Here is a 20,946-nt window from a genome sequence, read left to right on the forward strand (position 1 = left end):
CTATCTTAAGATTTCTTTTTCTTTTAGATTTGAGATAATGTTAAGCGGAATTAGTGTAGTTAAAATGTTTATTAACATATATAAGCCAAGAATTGTTAAGTTAAAGCTCAAGCTTAAATTTATTTGAAATTCAGATACGTAATAATCTGAGTTTAATATTTCGGAATTTTCTTCTCCAAATATTTTTAAAAAAAAGTTTAAAACATTATCAACAAAGTTTATTAAATAAGATATTTTAAGCGTTAAATAATTCCCAATTATTATTCCAATTCCACAAAAGGTGGTACTTAATGTGCTTGATATCAGAAGAAATATTATTTTTATGTTTAAATTATTCATTCCAATTGATTTTAGTATTGCAATTTTCTTTTTATTTTCAAAAATAAGCATTGAAAGGGATGAAGATATATTAATGCTTGCAAATATTATAATTAAAGCCATAATGAATATTAAAAGTTTTTTACTTATATCTAGATTATTATATTTATTTAAGTAAAGTTCATAGAATGTTTTTATTTGGAATTCTTGAAATTCAGTTTCTAAATTCTGTTTTAAGAGTTCATTGTTTTTTATGGAATTGGAATTTGTTTTAAGTCCAATTATGCTTTTTGAAAACTTTTTTGACATTAGATTTTCATTTTCAAAAGAAATTAATACCAAATTATTATCAATATCTTTTAGCCCAGTTTCAATTATTCCTGAGATATTAAACTTTTTTATTCTGGGTATTATTTTAGTGTTTTTTGTATTTGGAATTACAATGTCAATTTTTTCATTGAGATTTAGATTAAGTTTATTTTTTATTTGGTTTGAAATTAGGATAGAATCCTTTTTTAAATTTTTAGTACCTTTTATCAATTTTATTGATTTGTTTTCCAATATAAATTTATTTTCTATTGCTCTTATTAATACGCCTTGTTTTTTATTATTTCCAATAATTCCATAAGTTCGTTTTTCAAAAAAATAATTCAAATTTTTGTAATTATATTTTTTTTTGAATGAGCTTAATCTGTCTTTTAGAGAATTAGTTTTATTTGTGTCGTTGTATTCTATTTGCGTAGAAAATCCCTCACTTTCAATATATTTGTTAATAGTAGAAGTCATAATATTGCTAGACATATAGTAGACAATAATTAATGGAATCATTACTAAACTTAATGATATTCCAGAACCTATTAAAGCTATTTTATTTGTTGAATTTTTAAAAATTAAATATGCAATTTTTGTAATTTCTGTTAGTTTTAAAAGTATCATAGTTTTTTTAATGTCTTATCTTTGAATTCATATTTTGAATCTGCTTTATTTGCAAATTGAGGGTTATGACTAACTAGTATTAAGGTTTTTTTAAAATTTTTAGCTGTATTAATAAGTAGATTTTCAACAGTTTTAGCTGTGCTTAAGTCTAAATTTCCCGTAGGTTCATCACATAAGATGATATTAGGTTCATTGATTAACGCTCTAGCAATAGCAACTCTTTGTGATTCGCCTCCTGAGAGTTCTGAAGGATAATGCTTTGCTCTGTCTTCTATTTTTAATATTTTCATTAGATCTAGAGCTTTTTTATTTATTGTTTCTTTTGTTTCTTGGCCTGAGATGATTTTGGGTAAAATTATATTTTCAATTACATTAAACTCATTTATTAAATTATAATTTTGGAATACTAAGCCTATTTGTCTGTTTTTATATAAACTTAATGTTTTTTCATTTGCATTTTTTAAAAATATTTCACAAGATATTATCTCTCCAGAATCCATTTTATCAATTCCTGAAATCATATTAAAAAGAGTTGATTTCCCACAACCACTTTTCCCTTGAATTGAAATAAATTCACCCTTTTTTACAGTTAAGTTTAAATTTTCTATTACTTGAATTTTTGTTTTATTTTTTTTGTATGCTTTGCAAAGATTTTTTATAATTAATATATTTTCCATTTTATGATCCATTTATAGTTTCAATGTTTTTTTGACTTTCAATTTTTTTTGTTGCTTTTACACTTGAATATATTGTAGAAAAGCATGCAAAACAGAAAGTAAATACTAAATCGTTTAAAAATAATTTAGGAGTAATTGTGTTTTTTACTATTTGTATTTTAATGTTATCTATTTCAAAGGCAAATATTTGATTTAAAAAATTTATTGAAGTGTTTACCAGATTGTCAATTATTTTTAAAATTTCATTTATATTTAAGGAAATTAAAATTCCCAGTATCAAGCCAAGAAGTCCTCCTATAGTGCAAATTATTATTGAGTGAGTAAAAAAAATTTGCTTTATTTTTTTTATTCTAAGTCCCATGGCCAATAGTATTAAAATAGCTTTATTTTTGTTTATTGTTATTCTTTTTTGTAGATAATATGTATTAACTGCGATAACAATGAAAATGCTTGCTAAAATAATTAACATTGTATTTCGTTCTATTTTCAAAGCTTTATAGAATTCTTTATTATATTCATTCCAAGTTTTTACTTTAATTTTTGGATTAATAGCTTTGATCTTTTCAATTAATTTGTTACTTGGATTTAAATTTTTTGTTTTTACTTGGTAATTAATACTAAAATTATTTAAAATTTTGTTTTTAATGAAATAGTCTATATTCATAAAAATTAAAGTTTCGTTTGTTTTTGCATAATTACTTTTAAAAATTGATTTTATTTTAAAAAACTTTATGTCATTTTCTAATGATATTAAGTTTTTTATTTCATCGGCAATTATCAATCCCAGGAGGTCATTTTCGAATAAGTTGAAATTGTAGGAGAGTACATTTCCAATAATAATTTCATTATCCTTAAGATCAAGTTCGGCTTTTTCAAGTCCTGTAAATGAAATGAAATTTTGATCTTTTTTGAGATCTTTAATATCAACGGCAATAATATTTAAAATAGTTGGATAATAATAATTTTGAATTCCAATGCCTTGAGTTTCATATATTTTATTTATATGCTTTATTCCTTTAATATTTTTAATTTTTTTGATTTCTTCTTGGGTAAGTTCATTTTCTATTTTTAAATTTCCACTTTCTACATTTGTAATGCTAAGGAAAAAATCATTTTGAAAACCATTCATGATTGATATTGTTAGGATAATTATTATTTCACCTAAGGCAATGCTTAATATTATTACAATTGTGAGGGCTAGACTATTTTTTTCTTCTAGTATTAATCTTTTAAGCAAAAAATTTCTTATATCCATTTAATTTCCTATTGGTTCTTCTTCGGTGACTTTTCCATCCTTGTGTTTTATTTTAAGAGCGGGGCTTTGATTATAGTATATTTCTTCTTCATATTCATTGTCATTATAGTATTTGGTTTTTAGATAAATTATATCGTTTTCATAAATTTTTTTGCTTTTTAATTGATTGTCTTGGTTATATTCGTATTCAATTTTAGTATTGGTGTATTGGTCTTTATCCTTTTCTTTAGTGTTTTGAAGAATCATCATATCAGATGAGTTGTATTGAAAATCATTTATTTTTATAAGTTCATTATTTTTGTATGTTTCTTCTTTTATTAGGTTGTTTCCTTGATAGGTAGATATGATTTTTGTATTTTCTTCTTCAAAGGTGTTTACTGTTTTTTGTTCATCTAGATATTGGTTTTTTTCTTTGGATTTTATTTTATTATTAACAATTATTGTACTGTTTAAATTTCTTTTTTTATCATCATATTTTATTACTTTTGTTGTTGATTTTTTGATGTCAAAATATGTGGATTTTATGTCGCCATTAATTCCATAGTTCCAAATTTGAAAATTTGATCCTGTTATTTTTAGCAACTTGCCATTTTCGTCCTTAGAGTAATATATTAATTTTGGTTTTTGGTTTATTGTTTTTAAATTTTTGGATATTAAGTTCCCATTTTCATAAAAGTAATTTACTGTTTCAAGAATTTTTCCTTTGTTGTCATATTCAATTTCTTGTATTTTGTTATTTAAATTGTCGTAAATTTCTTCTTTTCTTTTTGTATCTTTTGTATCATAATATGTGATTTTTCTTGTATTTTCTATGATTTGAATTGTTTTGTATTTTATTAAATTAGTTTCTTTATATAAGTAGAGTTTTTCAGTTTCATCAATAAAATAGTACTCAATGTAAAACCCAGTTTTTGGTTTTTCGTTTAATTTTTGGTATTTGTTGAAAAATGCATCAGATGCAAAATAGCTTTTTGCATGAATAATTTGTGGTATAAATAGAAGAAGTATTAATTGTTTTTTTTTCATAGCAATTTATTAAGATATTCATTAATATCAAATTCTTTAATGTCTTTTAGTTTTTCTCCAAATGTAGTAAAGTATATGGGTTTTTTAAGAGTTTTTGAAATATTAATTATTGCACCTGCTCTTGAGGATGAATCAAGTTTAGTGATTATTATTCCGTCTATCTCTATTGCTTTATTAAAAATTTCTGCTTGGCTATTTGTATTTTTTCCAATAGTAGAATCTATTACAAGTATTTTTTGATAATTGATGTTAGTGTTTTTTATTTGCTTTAATATCACATTGTTTATTTTTTGAAGCTCTTTTATTAAATTTTCTTTATTTTGTAATCTTCCGGCTGTGTCAATAATTAAGGCATCGTAATTTTTAAGCTTAGCGCTTGAAATACTGTCAAATATCACAGCTGATGGATCGCTTCCTTGATTTTGAGATATTACTCTGATTCCGATTTGTTCGCCATAAATTTTCATTTGTTCAATTGCAGCTGCTCTGAATGTATCAGCAGCTGATATTAATATATTTTTGCCTTCATTTTTTAATTTATTTGCAAGTTTTGCTATGCTTGATGTTTTGCCAATTCCATTTATGCCAACTATTAATAAAATGTTTAATTTGTTATTTTCTAGAGCAAATGGTTTTGTGTTAACATAATTACTCAAAAGTTCTTTTAATTTTTCAATAATAGTTTTTTCATTTTTATTTTTTTCTTGTGTTAATTTGTTGATTATTTCTATTACAATTTCATTATTAATGTCTGATTCTAATAGAATGTCTTTTAAGTTTTCAATAACATTTTCTTGTTGTTTGTTTTTAAATAAATTTTTTATTTTTTCTAAAATGCCCAAAAGCTTGGTCTCCTGTTTTATTGTTAATTGTTAAATCTATTCTCCTAGATTTGCTTCTTTAATATATTCTACTAAATGAGTTATTAATGCAATAAAGCTACCAATGGTTAAAGTGATGCCTGCTCCAAATAAAAATGTTGCAGTCATTTGTTCTGCTTTTGCCATATAAACATCCTCAGCTGTTAATTTTTTATTGATAAAGTGATTGCCAGTTATTTTATAAAGTACTTCTGCATTGTTAAGTAATGTTCCTGCAAAAATGCTTCCTATTGTACTTAATGTAAAAACAGCCAGATTAACATAAAATTTATCTCTTGCGTTGCTCAGTCTATTTTTACTAGTTTTTATCATTTCTATTTCTACTTGATTTTCTTTTTTATTTATCAACTTGAATCTATCTTTATATCCTTCGGATTTAAGCAAAATGATATCTTGATTTTCTGGTTTTTCAATTTCAATTGGAGTTTCTCCCATAAATATGCCCTTTTTAAAAACTTTAGATTTTACGGTGCTTGTAATTTCTACTTTTTCAGAGATTGTTCTTTTTAAGTCAATATTTAATATTATTGAATCTGCATTTTTTACTTTTCTTTTAATAAAATAGTTTTCAAAATTTGTACTTGTGATTTGTATTTCAATTTCTTTGTTTGGGATTTTGGAAATGTCAAAAATATTATCGTAATAGATTCCTTTTGAAACAAATTTTTCATTTATATAGATCTTTGCATCTGGGTTGTTTCTAACGTTAATATTGATTTTTAGAAATTCTCTACCCAATATTTCTTTTAAACTATGTTTTATTATTTCATTCGCAATTTCATTAACAGAAGATGAGGTTTTAAATACCGCTTTTTTAGTTTCAATTTTTTCAGGAGTGATGTTGCTAATTTCTAGCAAATAATAATTTTCTATTTTTTTTAGATCAATATAGTTAATAAAAAATAATTCTTCTCTTATGAAAAATTCTTTATTTAAATTTGAAATGTTTGTTTGTTCTTCGATTTTTTTATATTTTACTTTTAGTTTTTTTAAATTGTTAAAATATTCTTCAAATTTTTTTTTGTTGTTATTAATATTTAGAATAGCTTTTTTAAGCTCATCAATTTTGGCTTTGGTGTTATGCTTTTCTTTTGCGTTTATTATGTTTTGAAGTTTTTTTTTATCCATTTCTTTTTTTAATTTGCTAATTTCAAGTTCTGTTTTTATTATATCTTGATTTATATAAATATCTTCAATGATATTCTTGTCATCATTTTTTATGATATGTTCTGTTATTTGTTTGTAGATTTTATTCAATTGTTTTTCAATTCCTTTTTTAAGGTCAATATTTTCCTTTTTTGTATTAATGATATAGGAAAAGTTGTATTCGATATTGCCTTGAGAGTGTATTTTGTATATTGCAGTTATTAGCAATGGTATTACTAGTGTTAACTTAAGCTTTTCCATTTTAAATACTCTTCTATGAAATTGTCTATATTGCCGTCCATAACCGAAGCGGTGTTTGAATTTTCAAATTTTGTTCTGTGATCTTTTACCAAATTGTAAGGTTGAAATACGTAAGATCTTATTTGGTTGCCCCAAGAAATTTCTTTTTTTGCGTCTTGCTTGGATTTATTTTTTTCATCTTCTTTATTTTTATAGTATTCGTAAAGTCTTGATTTTAAAACTTTCATTGCCATATCTTTGTTTTTGTGTTGACTTCGATCGCTTTGAGATTGAGTTACTATTCCTGTTTCAATGTGAGTTATTCTTACAGCAGAAGATGTTTTGTTAACGTGTTGTCCTCCGGCTCCCGATGCTCTGTATGTATCAATTCTTATGTCTTCTGGTTTTATTATTATTTCTATTTTTTCATCAATAACAGGGTCAACAAATACTGATGCAAAAGATGTATGTCTTTTTTTAGCAGCATCAAATGGAGAAATTCTTATAAGGCGATGTATTCCGACTTCACTTTTTAAAAGCCCATAAGCATAAGCACCTTTGATTTCTATTGTAACAGATTTGATTCCACCTTCTGCTTCGAGTAAATCAACAAGTTCTGTTTTGTATTTTTTTCTCTCAGCATATCTTGAGTACATTCTGTAAAGCATTGAAACCCAGTCACATGCTTCAGTACCCCCAGCACCAGAATGAATAGTTAAAAAAGCATCGTTTGCGTCAATCTCTTTTTTAAAGTAAGAAATTGTTAGCAAATCTTTGTACTGTTTTTCAAGTACATTAAATTCAATTTCTAAGCTGTTAGTATCTTTTTCATTTTCAATAATTTCGCACAGATCGCTTAAGTCTTTGATTTTTTTGATTAGTTCTTCCCAAGGATCAATTTTGCTTTTTAAGATACTTTGAGCTTTAATAACTTCTTGGGCTCTTTTGGGATCAGTCCAAAAATTTCTCTGGTTTATTTCTTTTTCGTATTTTTCTATTTTAGCTTGAATTTCTTTTTTGTCAAAGTTTCCTCCAGATGTCTTCGGCTTGTTTAAACAGTGTATTTATTTTTTCTTTCATTTTTATTTCTCGCTATTATTGATTGTATATTAATATAATTATATTTGGAATTAAAGATATAATAAACATTATAAAAAAATATATTGGTTCGTTTTCCAATATATTTTTTTTAGGTTTTTTATCAAAATTTTTTTTTATTGATATTATTGACATTAAAGCTATTAATATGCCAAGTGCAGATAGAATAATTATTTCTAATCCTTCAAAAAATCCGTTGTTCTTATCAAGTGCAAAAAATGTTATTGCAATTAAGCTGCTATTTGAAAGCATGAAATCATTTGAATAATTTGATTTTTTATTATAAACAATAAAAATATCATTTAATGCTTTAAAGAATAATATCAACATGTAAATTAACATTACATAAAAAATTGGCATTAAGAACAATAAATTGTTTTTTGTAAACAGTTTATAAAAATAAAATGATGTTGAATATATTAATAAAGAGGTAATTGTTATTATGATGTATTTTTTTATTAAGATCGCATTATTTTTTATTTTTATATCCTCAAATCCAACAAAGTGTATTAAAGTTAAATTATTAATAATCAAATATGTAATCAAATTGCTAGTCATAATTTTATTATATCCTTTTCATTCTCAAGAGAGGTTTTGAGTGCTTTTTCTTTGTTTGTTTTCAAAAAATGCATCATTTTTTTAATTTTGAAGGTTAAACTATATTTTTTTATTAAGTTTGAGCTTGCTTGTAAGATAAAAATAGATATTATGACTGATAAAGTTTCAAAAGGAATATAGCTTAATGTTAAAAAGTATATAAATGCTAATACTAATCCGTAGAGTATTTGCTCAAATTTGAAGTGAGGTGTTATTTGCACTTCTGTTGCCATTGTAAATATTAATAGCATTGGTATTGGGGAGATAAGCAATGTTAACATATCTGAGCTGATGTGGCTTAGCATTCCTATATTGTTTGTTATGTATGAAATTGTCATCAAACTTATGTAAAATGACAATGGTATTAATTTATTAATTATATATTTACCAACTATTAATACGAGTCCAAAATAAAGCAAAATTGGAGATATTTTTTTTTCATTATTCACCCCCAAAAGACTTTCAATATGAAATCTTGTGATAATTATATTGAAAACGGAAAAAATGTTTTTATTTACAAAATTTTCAATTGCATCGATTTTTTTGTTTTCATATCTTGTAAAGGTATTCAAACTTTTTAAATTTTTTATGTTTGGATTTGTGTTAATTATTTTATTCCAGGTTGGAATTATTGACGGTGAGTTTTTAAGCTCTTCTTGATAGGTTTGCTTTAAACTTATTGGAAAATTTAATACAAAAAACATAAAAGAAATTAATATAGGATTTGTTAAAAATGATGATAGTCTGAAAAAGTAAAAGAATACTAAAAAAGTAAATAATAAGGAAGTTATTTTTAGTGTAATTTCTAAATTTAAAGGCAATATAATACTTGTAATTAAGGCATTGTAAACAAAAAAAGACAAACATTTATAATTAATTTTTAGCATTATTGGTATGTAGATTGCCACGCTAATAAATATTAGCAGCAAAGTGTCTGTCATGAATTTTGTGTTATTTAGAAAAGAAAATATTAGACTAGGCAATAATGATAGTATGATAGTAAAGTATATATCTTTTAAATTGTTTTCAGTGTATATTATCTCATTTATTAGATTTTCATTTAGAATCTTGCCTTTAATTTCTTTTTGAACCTTATGTATTTCTTCTTCTATTTCTTTTTCTGTATATTTAAATATTTTTAATTTCCCGGTATTATTTATTTTTTCATTTTTCAAATATGAAAAAATAATATTTTCCATTTGTAATGGCGAAAAACTTGAGATAAATAATGCTCTAATTCTGTCATATATTGATTTTTTCTTTAATATGGTGAGACTATAAATATCTCTTGTTATTGGTATGTTTAATGTTTCAATTTTTATTTTGTTGGCTGGATTGTTTAAGAAAATTTCATATTTTTTTGTATCAATTTTTTCATTTATTATTTGGCTGAAAGAAGTTCCAATTTTTACTTTGAGTATTCTACTTTTTATTTTTTTATTTCCATTTATAGCTACAAATTTTTCTTTATAAGGATTGTTGTTTTTTATAACAAGATTTGTATTATATAGATCTTCAATGTTTGCTAATAAAATATTGTTGTGTGGGTTTATATCATCTTTTGTATTTTTGTTATTGTATAAAAAGTGCATTATCATTTCATGATTTGTATAAGGATATGCATTTTCCAAAGATTTAATTTTTATTTTTCTGTTTTTAAAAATGTTCAATTTTTCGAATTCTTTTTTTAGCTTGTCTTTATTTGATATTATTGTTATTTCTTTGAATTTAAATATTTTGTCTATTATTTGGAATCCTGAAAGAATTTCTTCTAATTTTTCTGCCATTAGTGCTTCTGAAATATTTGTAAACTCATCTTTTCCGTTTGTTAATAAAATCATTTTGTCTATTTTTTTACATTTATTTATGAATTGAAATAAAGAATTTTCGTTAAACCAGGGAATCCCCAGTTGAATTAATTTTGCCAAAGTTTTTTCTCTTGAGATTTCATCTTCAATTGTGTTTTTTTCGGTTTTTATTTTTCCTTGAAATTTGATTAATGCTGATTTTAATTTTTTTCCATCTGGAAAGGTGGCTGTGTATATTTTTTCTACTATTCCAGATATTGGAGAGTATGTGTATAGTTCTATGTTTGAATTTTTTGATAAAATTTGATTTTCTTCTATTTTTTGTTTTTCAATTATATATATTATAGATTTTGAATTTTCTGTTTCAAGGGGTATTAGGGCGTACTCAGGTATTTGAATCTCGTCAATGCTTACCTCGTATTTATTAAATTTTTTAATAATTGTTTTTACTTTTTCTAAGTCTAGCATTAGCTGTTTATCCTTGAATATATTTTTTTATAGGTTTTTTCATTTATGTTTAAAAGAATTGTAAATCTTATTGCTTTAAATAGGAATAGCAATAAAAAGAAAGGCAAAGAGAACAAGAAGAGTATTTTGTTATTTTTTTTATCTATGTCGATATTATTCTTTTTTTCTTTATATATTAAGATTGGGGTTTTATTTTTTAAAAATAGGCTTGCAAGCTCTTTGTTAAGAGCTTCATCAATAAATGATTTGTCTAATTCGTAAACAGTTTTAGGATTAATCTTTATCTTGTCGTTTTTTATTTTAAAGTAATTTTCTTTTATATTTTTAGAAATTTTTCCATATTTAGCTGTAATGTTGTATTTTAGTTCGTTTTGATAAAGAATATGCGATAGGTATCCTATAATATTGGGGATATCTTTGTTATATCCTAGCATTATATAAATATTATTGGGATTTAAATAATCAAAATAATTTAATTTTTTACTGTAAAGGTAGTTGATGTTTTTATAAGAATTTAGCATGTAGCTTGAATAAGCGAATGGCATTAATGAGAGCGTAAATAGTAGTAAATGTATTGCTATTTTTAATTTTAAAGTTTTTTTTTCTTCTTTTCTTTTCTCTTTAATTTCGATTGGGAATAAGAATGTATCTTTAAAATTGCTTTCTGTTTTGATCCAGCTAAAAATTAGGAAAATGCAAAGGGTTGTTGTTGCAACAAAGGCAATAAAAGTGGGATCAATATTTGTAGTAAAAAAGGTTATGATTGTAATGAAATATAGAGTTGTGAATATAAAGAAAAATAATAAGTGTTTTATTTTTGTTATTAGTGTTAAAAAATTGATTTCTTTTAAATATATTTTATTATATTTTTTGTTAAAATTATTGATTATTGAAAATAACAAATAAAAGAGCACTGTAAATGGATAAAAATATATTATTTCTTTGCTTATTATAAAAGTAAGGGATGAGATTAATAGAAAAATTAAAGTAAATATAGAGTTTGCTGGGTCTAAAAAAATTAATAAAATTGCTATGATTAGAAATATTATGCTTGAAATAAAATTAATTTTTGTTTTGTAGGCAAGAGAATGCATTTCAACATTAATGTTGAGTTCTTTTTTTAGTTTTTTTAAATTTATAGCTTTGAATCTGTTTTCAACATAAAGAAGTTTTTTATTTTCTATGTTGAAAAGATTGGGGAGTTTTTTTAAAAATATATTTTTCCTTAGGTCAAGATTGTTAAGTTTATTTGTTTCATTTATTGCGATTTTTTTATTTTCGGGAAAATCTAAAATGTCGATTTTTGTTGTGTATTCTGAGATTGTTTTGTATCCTAGTGAACTTATATATTCATTAGCAGTTTTTAGCTCGGTTTCATTTGTAAAGTATAAGGGCCTGTAATCTCCAAATTGAGCTACATCGCAGGAATTGATAAGTGGCATTATTGCAATTAAACATAAAAAACTTAAAAAGCGCACCATTTATTTTTCCCTATGCTTATAAATAGCACACAATATATGCAGAGACTATTCCTATTATTATGCCTGTTAGAACCTCTTTTTTTTTATGTCCTTTGACTACTTTTATTTTTGTTGTGTCAATTTTTATTTCTTTTTTTAATTTTTCTGATAGTGCATTCAAATATTCTGCCTGAACCCCAGACATATATCTTACCCCGAAAGAATCCCTTATCGTAATAAGGGCAAAAGCAAGAGCTATTATAAAATTTGTACCTATCCCTTCAGTTATTGCAATTGAGGTTGAAAGAGCAGTGACTGTTGATGAATGGCTGCTTGGCATGCCACCTGTTTCTAGGAAAATTTTTTTTAAAAGATGTGCTGGAGTTAGTTTTAACTTTCTTGTTTTTACGGTTTGGATACCATATTTAATTACTTGAGCAGAAATTCCTGATACAAGACAAGATAAAAAAAGATCATTGGTAAGCAATGCCTCTATCATTATTGAACCTCCTTTTATATTGCGAATTTTCCAGCTTTTATTATCATGTATTCTTTTCCATTTTTGTCTACACCAATGACATTTAAGTCATCGCTTCCAATCATTAAATCTGTATGTATCAACGATACGTTGCATCCATAAGTTAGTTTATCTGTGTCGGTTTTCAAATCTTTTTCATTACTCAAACAAGATGGATATGCAGCTCCCAGAGCTATGTGGCAACTTGCATTTTCATCGTATAATGTGCTGTAAAAAATAAGATTGCTTTGATAAATAGGAGAGCTATTGTCAACCAGTGCTACTTCTCCTATATATTTTGCTTGAATATCGGTTTCGATGTGTGATTTTAATATTTCTTTTTGCTTCTCATCATTACAGCCAAAGTCAACAACTTTTCCATTTTCAAATTTTAACCATATTCCATATATTAATGTTCCAAGCACCATGACAGGGCGGGTGGCATACACAATTCCTTTTGTTTTTTTATAGTTTGGAGTTGTAAATACTTCTTCTGTTGGCATATTTGCATTGAATTCTATTTCTGTTCCTTTGACTTTTTCGCTTCCACCTGTCCATAGGGAAGTTTCAAGTAGATATACTTCTAGGTTTGTTTTTTCGGTTTTAAAAATTACCTTTTCTAGGTTGAGGGTATTTAATATTTTGCATCTTTTGTGAAGTTTTTCTCCATGGGATTCCCATTCTTTTATTGGATTTTCTCTATCAAGTAGCAATATTTCCTTTTGTATTTTGAAAAATTCTTCTAAGGTTTTATTTCCTTCTTTTTTATTTAAAACTTTGGAAGCCCATTTTGGACCTGGCGAACAAACAACGCACCAAGCTATTTCATTGCTCATTATTGCTTGCGATAAGGTTTTGCTTGCTAGATTTAAAGCTTTTTGATAAATTGACATTTTTTGACCAATTTCCTCTTTTAAGTCTTCAAAATTTTCTGTATCATCAACGTTTATTCTTGCCCATTTATCTTGAACCATTTCTTCTAAAAAGCTTTTTTCTGAATTTGGAATAAATTCTAAGCTTTGCTCTTGTGAGAATTTTAATCTTGATTTTAAAATGTCAGTGTCTTTAATATTTAGCTTGACATACTTAGCCCCATGTTCATAAGCTTTTTTTGCTAATATTTTCAAAAAATTGTAATTTTCGATTGAACCCTGAATTAAAACACATTGATTTTTTTGTAAATTAATTCCCTTTAAAATTATAAGTTCTGCATATTTTATTAAATCTTTCTCCATTTATTCCTCCTGAATAGGGTTTTCTAAAATGTTCTCATTAATGTAATTTGCAACAGCTTCTTCATCATTTGTTCCTATTACTTCTAAGTAAGGCAGCATTTCTTTTAATCTATAATTTGCATTTCCCATTAGTAATCCCTTTTTTACATTTTCTAGCATATCAGTATCATTAAATCCATCGCCAAAAGCCACGGTTTCGCTTAGATCAATATTTATAGTTTTAAGAACTTCTTTTAATGCATTTCCTTTTGAGACTTTATGATCTACAATTTCTAGTGAGTTTGGAGTAGAAAGATACGCATTTATTTCTCCTTTGTATTTATCTAAAATCATTGCTTCATATTCTATTAGGCTTTCTTCTTTACCGGCTAATATTATTTTTGCAACATTTTCAAAATTTTCAAGTTCACTAAAGTCTTTAATTTCTTGGATTTTATTGGCTGGACTGACTATTTCATGTCTGAAAAAATCAGATTCTTTTCTAGATTTTTGGCATTGATCAATTGCAATTTTAGTCTTCATGTCAATATTTAATTGGTCGTCGTATTGATCTGCTTTATGTAAAAAATGAGGTATGTGACTGAATTTATTATCTCTTAATTTTAAAATCTTTTTTACTACTTTAGGAGATAAATTATGACTTTTTATTAATTCCCATTCTTGATTGTAAACTTTTGCTCCGTTTAATGTAATGAAAAATGAAACTTGCAATCGATCTATTTTTTTTGTAATTTGGATAATTTCATTCTTGCTTCTTCCTGTTGCTATTATGAATTTCTTTTTTTCTTTTGTTAATTTTTTAATTACAAGTTCTGTAAAGGCTCCTATATAGCTTTTTGATAGCAAAAGAGTTCCATCAAGATCAGAAGCAACCGCTTTAATATTTTTCATATTTTATCCTTTAGGAGTTAGTTTCAAGCTAAATTATATCATATATCAAATAAATTTTTTTTTTAAATTGATAATTATTTGGTATACTAGTATTAATAAGGTTATATAAAGGGGATTGATTTTGGATATTAATAAAAGATTAGCTTTACTTAGAGATCATATGAGGGAAAATGGAGTTGATGCTTATTTGGTATCAGGTTATGATCCTCATTTTAGTGAATATTCTCATGAAAGGTATAGTACTCGTAAGTTTATTACAGGCTTTTCTGGTAGCTTTGGCACAGTAATCGTAACATTATCCAAGGCTGTTCTTTTCACGGATGGCAGATATTTTTTACAAGCTGATCAAGAACTTAAGGGGAGTGAAGTTGAATTAATAAAGCTTGGAATAAAAGGATATCCTGATGTTTTTACGTATATAAATTTAAATCTTCAAGAATTAAAGCTTGGAATTTACTCTGATGAGATTACTATAAAGTTTTATAAAGAGTTGTGTGAAAAATGCAAAAATACATATATCAAGATTTTAAATAAAGATTTAATTGATTTAATTTGGGAATCTAGGCCTCAGCTTGAGTTTGGAAATATAGTTGAATTGATTGATGCTGAGAAGAATAATAAAAGAGCTGAAAAAATTAAATCTATTTATTTAACCTTAGAGAAGAATTTAGCAGATTTTTATGTTATTACTGCTCTTGATGAGATTGCCTGGATCTTGAATTTAAGAGGATCAGACGTTAAAAAGTCAGCATTATTTTATTCGTTTCTTTTAATATCTAGGAATAAAGGTCGAAAAAATGTTCTTTTTATTGATACAAGAAAACTTGATTCAAGCGTTAAAGAAGCACTTGAAATGGAAAATTTTGAAATAGAGCCTTACGACAATTTTTATTGTTTTCTAGATCAAATAAAACATGAAGGTAAATTTTTTGTTTCATTTTATACTAATGCTAGGGTTTTAAAAGTTCTTGGTGAGAAGAATATCATTTTTGGAGAGAGTATTATAGGCGATTTTAAGGCAGTAAAAACCGATTATGAACTTCTTAAAATTAAAGAAGCGCATGTTATTGATGCTATTGGCTTGATTAAATTTTTATGTAAATTCAAAAGTTTAAGCAAGGATGAACTGGCTAAATTAGATGAAATAGATATTGCTGATATGCTTTTGCATTTTAGGAAATTGAATAAAGATTTTTTTGATTCTAGTTTTGACTCAATAGTTGGTTTTAGAGAAAATGGAGCTCTTCCGCATTATAAGCCCAAACGAGGTAAAAAAATAAATACAAAGGGTCTTCTTTTGATTGATTCTGGGGGTTCATATTTCGGACTTGGCACTACAGACGTTACAAGAGTTTTTTTAATAGGTGATGCTTCTAGCGAAGAAAGGTATGACTATACTTTGGTTCTTAAGGCCTTCATTAGCCTTGCGTCTTTAAAATTTCCATATGGATCTTCGGGAGCTTTTCTTGATGGAATTTGTAGATTGCCTCTTTTAAAGAATGAATTGAATTTTATTCATGGTACTGGGCATGGTGTTGGGTTTTTTCTCAATGTTCATGAACTTCCAGTTTCGATTAGTCCTAATTCTAGATATCCTTTTAAAGGATCTGAAGTGGTCTCAATTGAGCCTGGTCTTTATCGAACATCTAGTCATGGGATAAGGATTGAAAATTTAGTTTTTGTAAAGCAAGCTTTTGCAAATGACTTTGGAGCTTTTTTGGAGTTTGAGAATTTAACCCTTGTTCCTTTTGAAAAAGAATTAATAGCAAAAGAAATGCTCTCAGAAGATGAGTTAAATTATATTAATAATTATCATGAATTTGTATTTTCAACTTTAAAAGAGCATTTTGATAATGAAAAGGAGTTAGAATTTTTAGCAAAGCTGACAAGTAAAATATGAGATTTATAATTGTATTTTTAATAATTTTAAATCAAGGATTTTTAGATCTGTTTTCTTTGTCCGAAGATATTATTTTTGAGAGTTCTTATGAGATTGCAATTAAAAAAGCTCAAAAATTAAATAAAAATGTTTTAATTTTGGTTGGTAAAGATATTAAAGAAAATCTAATAAAAGCTTTTTTAAATTCTTTTAGAGATGATGAAATTATTCACACAATAACTAAAAAAAATGTTTTTTTGGTTATCGATAAGGATAATGAAATTTTTAATAAAATTAATCTGCAAAAAAGTCCAACTATTTTTTTTGTTGATTCTAAAAATGAACAAATAAGGGCGGCTTATGTGGGAACTGTTTTAAATAGTATTCAATTTGATAAAGATTTTTTAAGCTATGTTATGGGGACTATAAAATCAACAAGTGTTTTAAAAAAGAAAAAAAGTTATGAAATTAACACTATTAATGAGGGGACCTTTTTTTATAAAACATTAAAAGGAGATTGGCGATTGAAGCTTAATGGTAAAGACAGGAAGCTTGTTCTTTTTGATACAGATCTTAAAGAATTTTTAGTTTTTAAAGATATTGATGAAAACAAGCTTTATGCTATTCCCAAGTCTAGGATTGGTAATATTTATTTTTCATTATTGGGAAATGAGGAGTGGAAGCTTTTTGGAAAAATAAAATAAGTCTTTTTTTGTTTGAAAGGGGAATGAGATTTTTATGGAAATGGTATTTTATCCTAATGATTTGCTTCGTGTTAAGACAAAACAAATTACTAATATTGATAGCAAGATTAGAGATTATGCAAAAAAGATGATAAAATTAATGGATATTAGTGGTGGAGTTGGACTTGCTGCTCCCCAGGTAGGCCTTGATTTGTCACTTTTTGTAGTTAGAGAGAATAAAATGGCAAGGCCCTTGGTTTTTATTAATCCTTTAATCACAGAGACTTCTTATGAGCTTAGCTCTTACAAAGAAGGATGTTTAAGTATTCCGGGAGTTTATTATAATTTAATGAGGCCTAAAGCTATTGTGATAAGTTTTTATGACGAGAATGGAAAATCTTTTACTATAGAAAATTCCGATTTTTTGGCAAGAATTATTCAACATGAAATGGACCATTTAAATGGAATTCTTTTTATTGATTATTACGAAGAAAAAATAAAAAATAAATTGTTAAAACCTTATATGAGGGAAAGAGGGCTTAAGGCGAAATGAAAATATTTTTTGCAAGTTCTTCTTCTATTGCCTTAGAAGTTTTTAAAGAGATTGTAAAGCATTATGAGGTGGTGGGAGTTTTGACCTTGCCTGATAAGCCTAAAGGCAGGGGTCAAAAGTTAAGTCAAAATGTAATAAAGGTGCAAGCTATTGCTAAAAATATTAAAGTTTTTGACCCCTTAATTCTTGATGACAATATTTTAAATTCAATTAGAGATTTGAATCCAGATTTAATGTTAGTTTTTTCTTATGGCAAGATATTTAAAAAAGAATTTTTAGATATTTTCCCAAAGGGGTGTATTAATGTTCATCCTTCTCTTTTGCCCAAATATAGAGGTGTTTCTCCGATTCAATCTGCAATTTTAAATGGTGATTGTGTTAGCGGTATTACTATTCAGAGTATGGCTTTGGAAATGGATAGTGGCAATATTTTAGTGCAAAGAAATTTTAAAATAAGATCTTGCGATACAAGTTATGATATTTCAAATCTTGTATCGAGCCTTAGTCCAGCTCTTGTTTTAGAGGCTTTGGAAAAAATTAGTAATGGATTTTTGGGAATTCCTCAAAAAGCAAGTGAAGCTACTTTTTGTTCTTTTTTTAAAAAAGAATCGGGATTTATAGACTTTAATTTAAGTGCATTTGAGATTAAAAACAGAATTAATGCATGCAATCCTTGGCCACTTGTAAGGGCTAGTCTTGATTATAGCGACATTATTTTTCATCGTGCTGATTTTTTGAAAATAGATTTATATAAAGAGAGAAAAATAGGAGAAATTGTTGATTTTGATTCTAAAAGAGGATTATTTGTTAATACCGGGAAGGGGATTCTTTTACTTTTAGAAGTTCAAAGGCCTGGAAGAAGGGTTTTGGATTTTAAGTCTTTTTATAATGGGAGTAGACAGCTAATAGGACAAGTATTTTCTTCAATAGGGGGAATATATTAGTTTAAATAATAATGACAATTTGGAAAATAAATTTTCTAATAAAGAAGAATTGTTTAAAAATAAATTAGATCTGACTCAGAGTTGCAAAAATTGTAATAACGAAATATTAATTTTGCCAAAAGCTACAATCAGAGCATTGCTTTTAGTTATTTTTGGATCTTTAATTGTTTCTTTTGCAATTTTTTTTATGGTTTTAGAAAATAAGGAGATTGTAGTTGTCCCAAATCTTTATTCTCTTACCCTTGAAGATGCTATTATTGAATTACAGAGAAAAGAATTAATTCCTCACATTGAGTTTAAATTTTCTTCAAGTGCTCTTGACAAAGGAAAAGTGATAGAGCAGGGGCCAAAACCAGGAACCGTTTTAAGACATAACAATAAGGTTATAATTTTTATTAGCAAAGGGGCTATAATAAACAGGGTTGATAGTTTTATTGGCAAAAACATTGATGATGTTTTAATTAATTTAAAGGCCAATTCTTTTAGCAATTCTAAATTACTTTACCACATTGTTAAACCTCTTGAGGTTGAGAGTGAATTGCCAAAAGGAATAATAATTCGCCAAAATCCATCACCAGGTAGTCAAATATCAAGTCTAACAGATCTCCAATTTTTAATTAGCAAGGGTAAAGATCGTTTGGGCAAACATGTTAAAAATTATATTGGGATTTATTATAAAGATGCAATTGCTTCTCTTTTAAATGATGGGATTAGTTTTGACATTAATTTGGTAAATACGGGCGATTTTGGAAATATTGTTTTTCAGTCTATTCCGCCTGAAACTAAAATAAATGAATCAGATAAGATTTTAATTACTATTGCAAAGCCCAAGGTTGACAATAAAATTGTTTTTGGAATTTTGACTTATAAATTAAGACAACATCCATCTTATGTTGATATATCTGTTAGGTTAAAAGGTTTGGATGGTGAAAATTCTCTGATTTATTCTTTTAAGTCAAAAGGAGGATTAATTAAGTTGCCCTATGAGGTTCACAAAGGATCTATGATTGAACTTTATATTTATGATAAGCTTATAAACCAAACAGTTATAAATTGATTATGTTTAAACGTATTGATTTAAATTAATAAAAAAATTTCTAACATAAAGTCATATATTAATTAGTTTCGATACAGTAATAATGGATGCAGCTATTATTGCTGTTTCTGTTCTTAGAATGTTTGAGGATGCGCTGTAAGGGGAAAAATTATATTGTAGTATTAATTGTTTTTCTTTTTCTGTAAATCCTCTTTCGGGTCCCACAATAATAGCCGCATTGTTTGCTTGTTCTATATCAATTAATTTTTTTTTGCTATTTTTTTCAAGTAATATTTTTATTTCAAAATTTTCTTGTTTAATATATTTAAGACTGTCTTTCAAATTTTTCATAATTTTTATTTTTGGCAAGTATGTTACTCCCCCTTGCATTGCTCCGGCTATTAAATATTTTTCGTAATCATTGTTTTTAAAGATTTTAGAATTTAAATATGATTTTTCAGTAAGTTCAGTGTTAAAAAAAATTATTTCGTATATTCCAATGCTAGCAAGTTCTTTTATAATTCTTTTGGCAACAATTGGTCTTATCATCCCAATTAGCACATTTAATTTTTTAAGTTTATTAGATTCTCCTATTTTAAAGATTTTCTTGAAAAATAGTTTTTTATCTTTTTTGTAAATACAATGATAAATGTTCTTTTTCCCAAGAATACCAAATTTAAATTTGTCGTTATCTTTTAATTTTAAGATTTTAACAAGATGTTCTGCTCTAGTGTCATTGAGTGAAATTCCTGTTTTAAATTCATTAGAAGTTATTAACATTAGATTCATTTTTTATAATTCCTTATTATTAATATTGTATTTGTGATATAATTTTAAGTCGATAGGGGGGCAATGTAAAATATATGGCTATTTCTTTAACCAAAGAAGATTTTGTTGCCAAAGTTTTTGATTATAAGAACAATATAGAATGGAGTTTTAAAGGCGAGAGGCCTGCAATAATTGATTTTTATGCCGATTGGTGTGGTCCATGTAAAATGCTTTCTCCAATTTTTGAAAAACTTTCTAAAAAGTACGAGAATAGTATTGATTTTTACAAAGTAGATACAGACAAAGAACAAGATATTTCTTCTGTTTTTGGAGTGAAAAGTCTTCCAACTATTCTTTTTATTCCTATTGATGGCAAGCCAAAGGTTTCTGTTGGCTTTTTACAAGAAAATGCTTTTGAAAATATAATTAAGGATTTTTTTGGTTTTTAGTTTACTAAATAAAATAATTTAATTGCTATAGCAATTAAATGCATATTTGTGAGTTGTATATGGGTTATTCGAAGGTATAGT

19 protein-coding genes and 1 pseudogene are annotated in these 20,946 nt (G+C 26.0%); 6 read left to right on the top strand and 14 right to left on the bottom strand.

All coding sequences use genetic code 11. The annotated features are described in order from the left end of the window. The 13 genes and pseudogenes from DB318_RS04020 to DB318_RS04080 all read right to left on the bottom strand — a co-directional run bounded on the left by DB318_RS04020 (nt 1) and on the right by DB318_RS04080 (nt 14,553). Nucleotides 1–1,254, bottom strand: a complete 1,254-nt coding sequence (locus DB318_RS04020) for an ABC transporter permease (RefSeq protein ID WP_151060619.1) — start codon at nt 1,252–1,254, stop codon at nt 1–3. After that, nucleotides 1,251–1,931 carry an ABC transporter ATP-binding protein gene (locus DB318_RS04025; protein ID WP_151060620.1) on the bottom strand — a complete coding sequence of 227 codons (681 nt, stop codon included), beginning with the start codon at nt 1,929–1,931 and terminating at the stop codon, nt 1,251–1,253. Before DB318_RS04025 ends, DB318_RS04020 begins: the two co-directional genes overlap by 4 nt. A 1-nt stretch (nt 1,932) precedes the next feature. Continuing rightward, nucleotides 1,933–3,186 carry an ABC transporter permease gene (locus tag DB318_RS04030; protein WP_151073780.1) on the bottom strand — a complete coding sequence of 418 codons (1,254 nt, stop codon included), beginning with the start codon at nt 3,184–3,186 and terminating at the stop codon, nt 1,933–1,935. Next, complete coding sequence (locus DB318_RS04035) at nt 3,187–4,212, bottom strand: hypothetical protein (protein ID WP_151060622.1); 1,026 nt, start codon at nt 4,210–4,212, stop codon at nt 3,187–3,189. Then, a complete protein-coding gene (gene ftsY, locus DB318_RS04040) occupies nt 4,209–5,054 on the bottom strand; it encodes a signal recognition particle-docking protein FtsY (RefSeq protein ID WP_151060623.1) in 846 nt (281 codons plus the stop codon). Before ftsY ends, DB318_RS04035 begins: the two co-directional genes overlap by 4 nt. Before the next feature lie 36 nt (nt 5,055–5,090). Beyond that, entirely contained in the window at nt 5,091–6,500 is a 1,410-nt protein-coding gene (locus tag DB318_RS04045) for a hypothetical protein (RefSeq protein WP_151073782.1), read from the bottom strand. Beyond that, a protein-coding gene (gene prfB, locus DB318_RS04050) for a peptide chain release factor 2 (RefSeq protein WP_151060625.1) occupies nt 6,482–7,559 on the bottom strand; the annotation gives its coding sequence in 2 pieces (ribosomal slippage) (nt 6,482–7,501 and nt 7,503–7,559; 1,077 coding nt in all). Before prfB ends, DB318_RS04045 begins: the two co-directional genes overlap by 19 nt. A 15-nt stretch (nt 7,560–7,574) precedes the next feature. After that, nucleotides 7,575–8,135, bottom strand: coding sequence for a hypothetical protein (locus tag DB318_RS04055; protein ID WP_151073784.1), 561 nt, complete (start codon nt 8,133–8,135; stop codon nt 7,575–7,577). Beyond that, complete coding sequence (locus DB318_RS04060; protein ID WP_151060627.1) at nt 8,132–10,450, bottom strand: RnfABCDGE type electron transport complex subunit D; 2,319 nt, start codon at nt 10,448–10,450, stop codon at nt 8,132–8,134. Before DB318_RS04060 ends, DB318_RS04055 begins: the two co-directional genes overlap by 4 nt. Nucleotides 10,451–10,457: 7 nt before the next feature. After that, nucleotides 10,458–11,931: pseudogene (locus DB318_RS04065) on the bottom strand (hypothetical protein). A gap of 16 nt (nt 11,932–11,947) precedes the next feature. Beyond that, nucleotides 11,948–12,409 carry a divergent PAP2 family protein gene (locus tag DB318_RS04070; RefSeq protein ID WP_151060629.1) on the bottom strand — a complete coding sequence of 154 codons (462 nt, stop codon included), beginning with the start codon at nt 12,407–12,409 and terminating at the stop codon, nt 11,948–11,950. 14 nt (nt 12,410–12,423) lie between these two features. Then, a complete protein-coding gene (locus tag DB318_RS04075) occupies nt 12,424–13,662 on the bottom strand; it encodes an aminopeptidase (RefSeq protein ID WP_151073786.1) in 1,239 nt (412 codons plus the stop codon). Then, nucleotides 13,663–14,553 (bottom strand): HAD family hydrolase, encoded by an 891-nt coding sequence (locus DB318_RS04080; protein WP_151073787.1) that lies wholly within the window; start codon nt 14,551–14,553, stop codon nt 13,663–13,665. It lies immediately after the preceding gene. Nucleotides 14,554–14,674: 121 nt separating this feature from the next. Between DB318_RS04080 and DB318_RS04085 the strand changes: the two genes are divergently transcribed. Genes DB318_RS04085 through DB318_RS04105 form a run of 5 tightly spaced genes read left to right on the top strand, consistent with a single transcriptional unit; the run spans nt 14,675 to nt 19,669 of the window. Next, nucleotides 14,675–16,453 (top strand): aminopeptidase P family protein, encoded by a 1,779-nt coding sequence (locus tag DB318_RS04085; RefSeq protein WP_151074340.1) that lies wholly within the window; start codon nt 14,675–14,677, stop codon nt 16,451–16,453. Beyond that, nucleotides 16,450–17,136: a hypothetical protein gene (locus tag DB318_RS04090; protein WP_151074341.1), complete on the top strand. Its 687-nt coding sequence runs from the start codon at nt 16,450–16,452 to the stop codon at nt 17,134–17,136. The genes DB318_RS04085 and DB318_RS04090 overlap by 4 nt, the downstream gene beginning before the upstream one ends. A 34-nt stretch (nt 17,137–17,170) precedes the next feature. Further along, nucleotides 17,171–17,668: a peptide deformylase gene (gene def, locus DB318_RS04095; RefSeq protein WP_151074342.1), complete on the top strand. Its 498-nt coding sequence runs from the start codon at nt 17,171–17,173 to the stop codon at nt 17,666–17,668. Then, entirely contained in the window at nt 17,665–18,612 is a 948-nt protein-coding gene (gene fmt / locus DB318_RS04100; protein WP_151060635.1) for a methionyl-tRNA formyltransferase, read from the top strand. The genes def and fmt overlap by 4 nt, the downstream gene beginning before the upstream one ends. Before the next feature lie 49 nt (nt 18,613–18,661). Further along, entirely contained in the window at nt 18,662–19,669 is a 1,008-nt protein-coding gene (locus tag DB318_RS04105; protein WP_172964871.1) for a PASTA domain-containing protein, read from the top strand. Nucleotides 19,670–19,720: 51 nt separating this feature from the next. Here the strand turns inward: DB318_RS04105 and DB318_RS04110 are convergent, their stop codons facing one another. After that, entirely contained in the window at nt 19,721–20,437 is a 717-nt protein-coding gene (locus DB318_RS04110; protein ID WP_151074343.1) for a 16S rRNA (uracil(1498)-N(3))-methyltransferase, read from the bottom strand. 74 nt (nt 20,438–20,511) lie between these two features. Here DB318_RS04110 and trxA point away from each other — a divergent pair, with 74 nt between their 5' ends. Beyond that, nucleotides 20,512–20,865, top strand: a complete 354-nt coding sequence (trxA, locus tag DB318_RS04115) for a thioredoxin (protein WP_151074344.1) — start codon at nt 20,512–20,514, stop codon at nt 20,863–20,865. Nucleotides 20,866–20,946 lie beyond the last annotated feature (81 nt).

It is taken from the genome of [Borrelia] turdi (assembly GCF_008828755.2).
Taxonomy (GTDB): domain Bacteria; phylum Spirochaetota; class Spirochaetia; order Borreliales; family Borreliaceae; genus Borreliella; species Borreliella turdi.

Bases quoted from the DNA above. Each gene is read 5' to 3' on its own strand.
- DB318_RS04055 (WP_151073784.1), bottom strand. From the start codon at position 8,135: ATGACTAGCAATTTGATTACATATTTGATTATTAATAATTTAACTTTA.
- DB318_RS04070 (WP_151060629.1), bottom strand. From the start codon at position 12,409: ATGATAGAGGCATTGCTTACCAATGATCTTTTTTTATCTTGTCTTGTA.
- DB318_RS04080 (WP_151073787.1), bottom strand. From the start codon at position 14,553: ATGAAAAATATTAAAGCGGTTGCTTCTGATCTTGATGGAACTCTTTTG.
- DB318_RS04060 (WP_151060627.1), bottom strand. From the start codon at position 10,450: ATGCTAGACTTAGAAAAAGTAAAAACAATTATTAAAAAATTTAATAAA.
- DB318_RS04025 (WP_151060620.1), bottom strand. From the start codon at position 1,931: ATGGAAAATATATTAATTATAAAAAATCTTTGCAAAGCATACAAAAAA.
- def (WP_151074342.1), top strand. From the start codon at position 17,171: ATGGAAATGGTATTTTATCCTAATGATTTGCTTCGTGTTAAGACAAAA.
- DB318_RS04030 (WP_151073780.1), bottom strand. From the start codon at position 3,186: ATGGATATAAGAAATTTTTTGCTTAAAAGATTAATACTAGAAGAAAAA.
- DB318_RS04075 (WP_151073786.1), bottom strand. From the start codon at position 13,662: ATGGAGAAAGATTTAATAAAATATGCAGAACTTATAATTTTAAAGGGA.
- DB318_RS04045 (WP_151073782.1), bottom strand. From the start codon at position 6,500: ATGGAAAAGCTTAAGTTAACACTAGTAATACCATTGCTAATAACTGCA.
- DB318_RS04110 (WP_151074343.1), bottom strand. From the start codon at position 20,437: ATGAATCTAATGTTAATAACTTCTAATGAATTTAAAACAGGAATTTCA.
- DB318_RS04090 (WP_151074341.1), top strand. From the start codon at position 16,450: ATGAGATTTATAATTGTATTTTTAATAATTTTAAATCAAGGATTTTTA.
- fmt (WP_151060635.1), top strand. From the start codon at position 17,665: ATGAAAATATTTTTTGCAAGTTCTTCTTCTATTGCCTTAGAAGTTTTT.
- trxA (WP_151074344.1), top strand. From the start codon at position 20,512: ATGGCTATTTCTTTAACCAAAGAAGATTTTGTTGCCAAAGTTTTTGAT.
- DB318_RS04035 (WP_151060622.1), bottom strand. From the start codon at position 4,212: ATGAAAAAAAAACAATTAATACTTCTTCTATTTATACCACAAATTATT.
- DB318_RS04020 (WP_151060619.1), bottom strand. From the start codon at position 1,254: ATGATACTTTTAAAACTAACAGAAATTACAAAAATTGCATATTTAATT.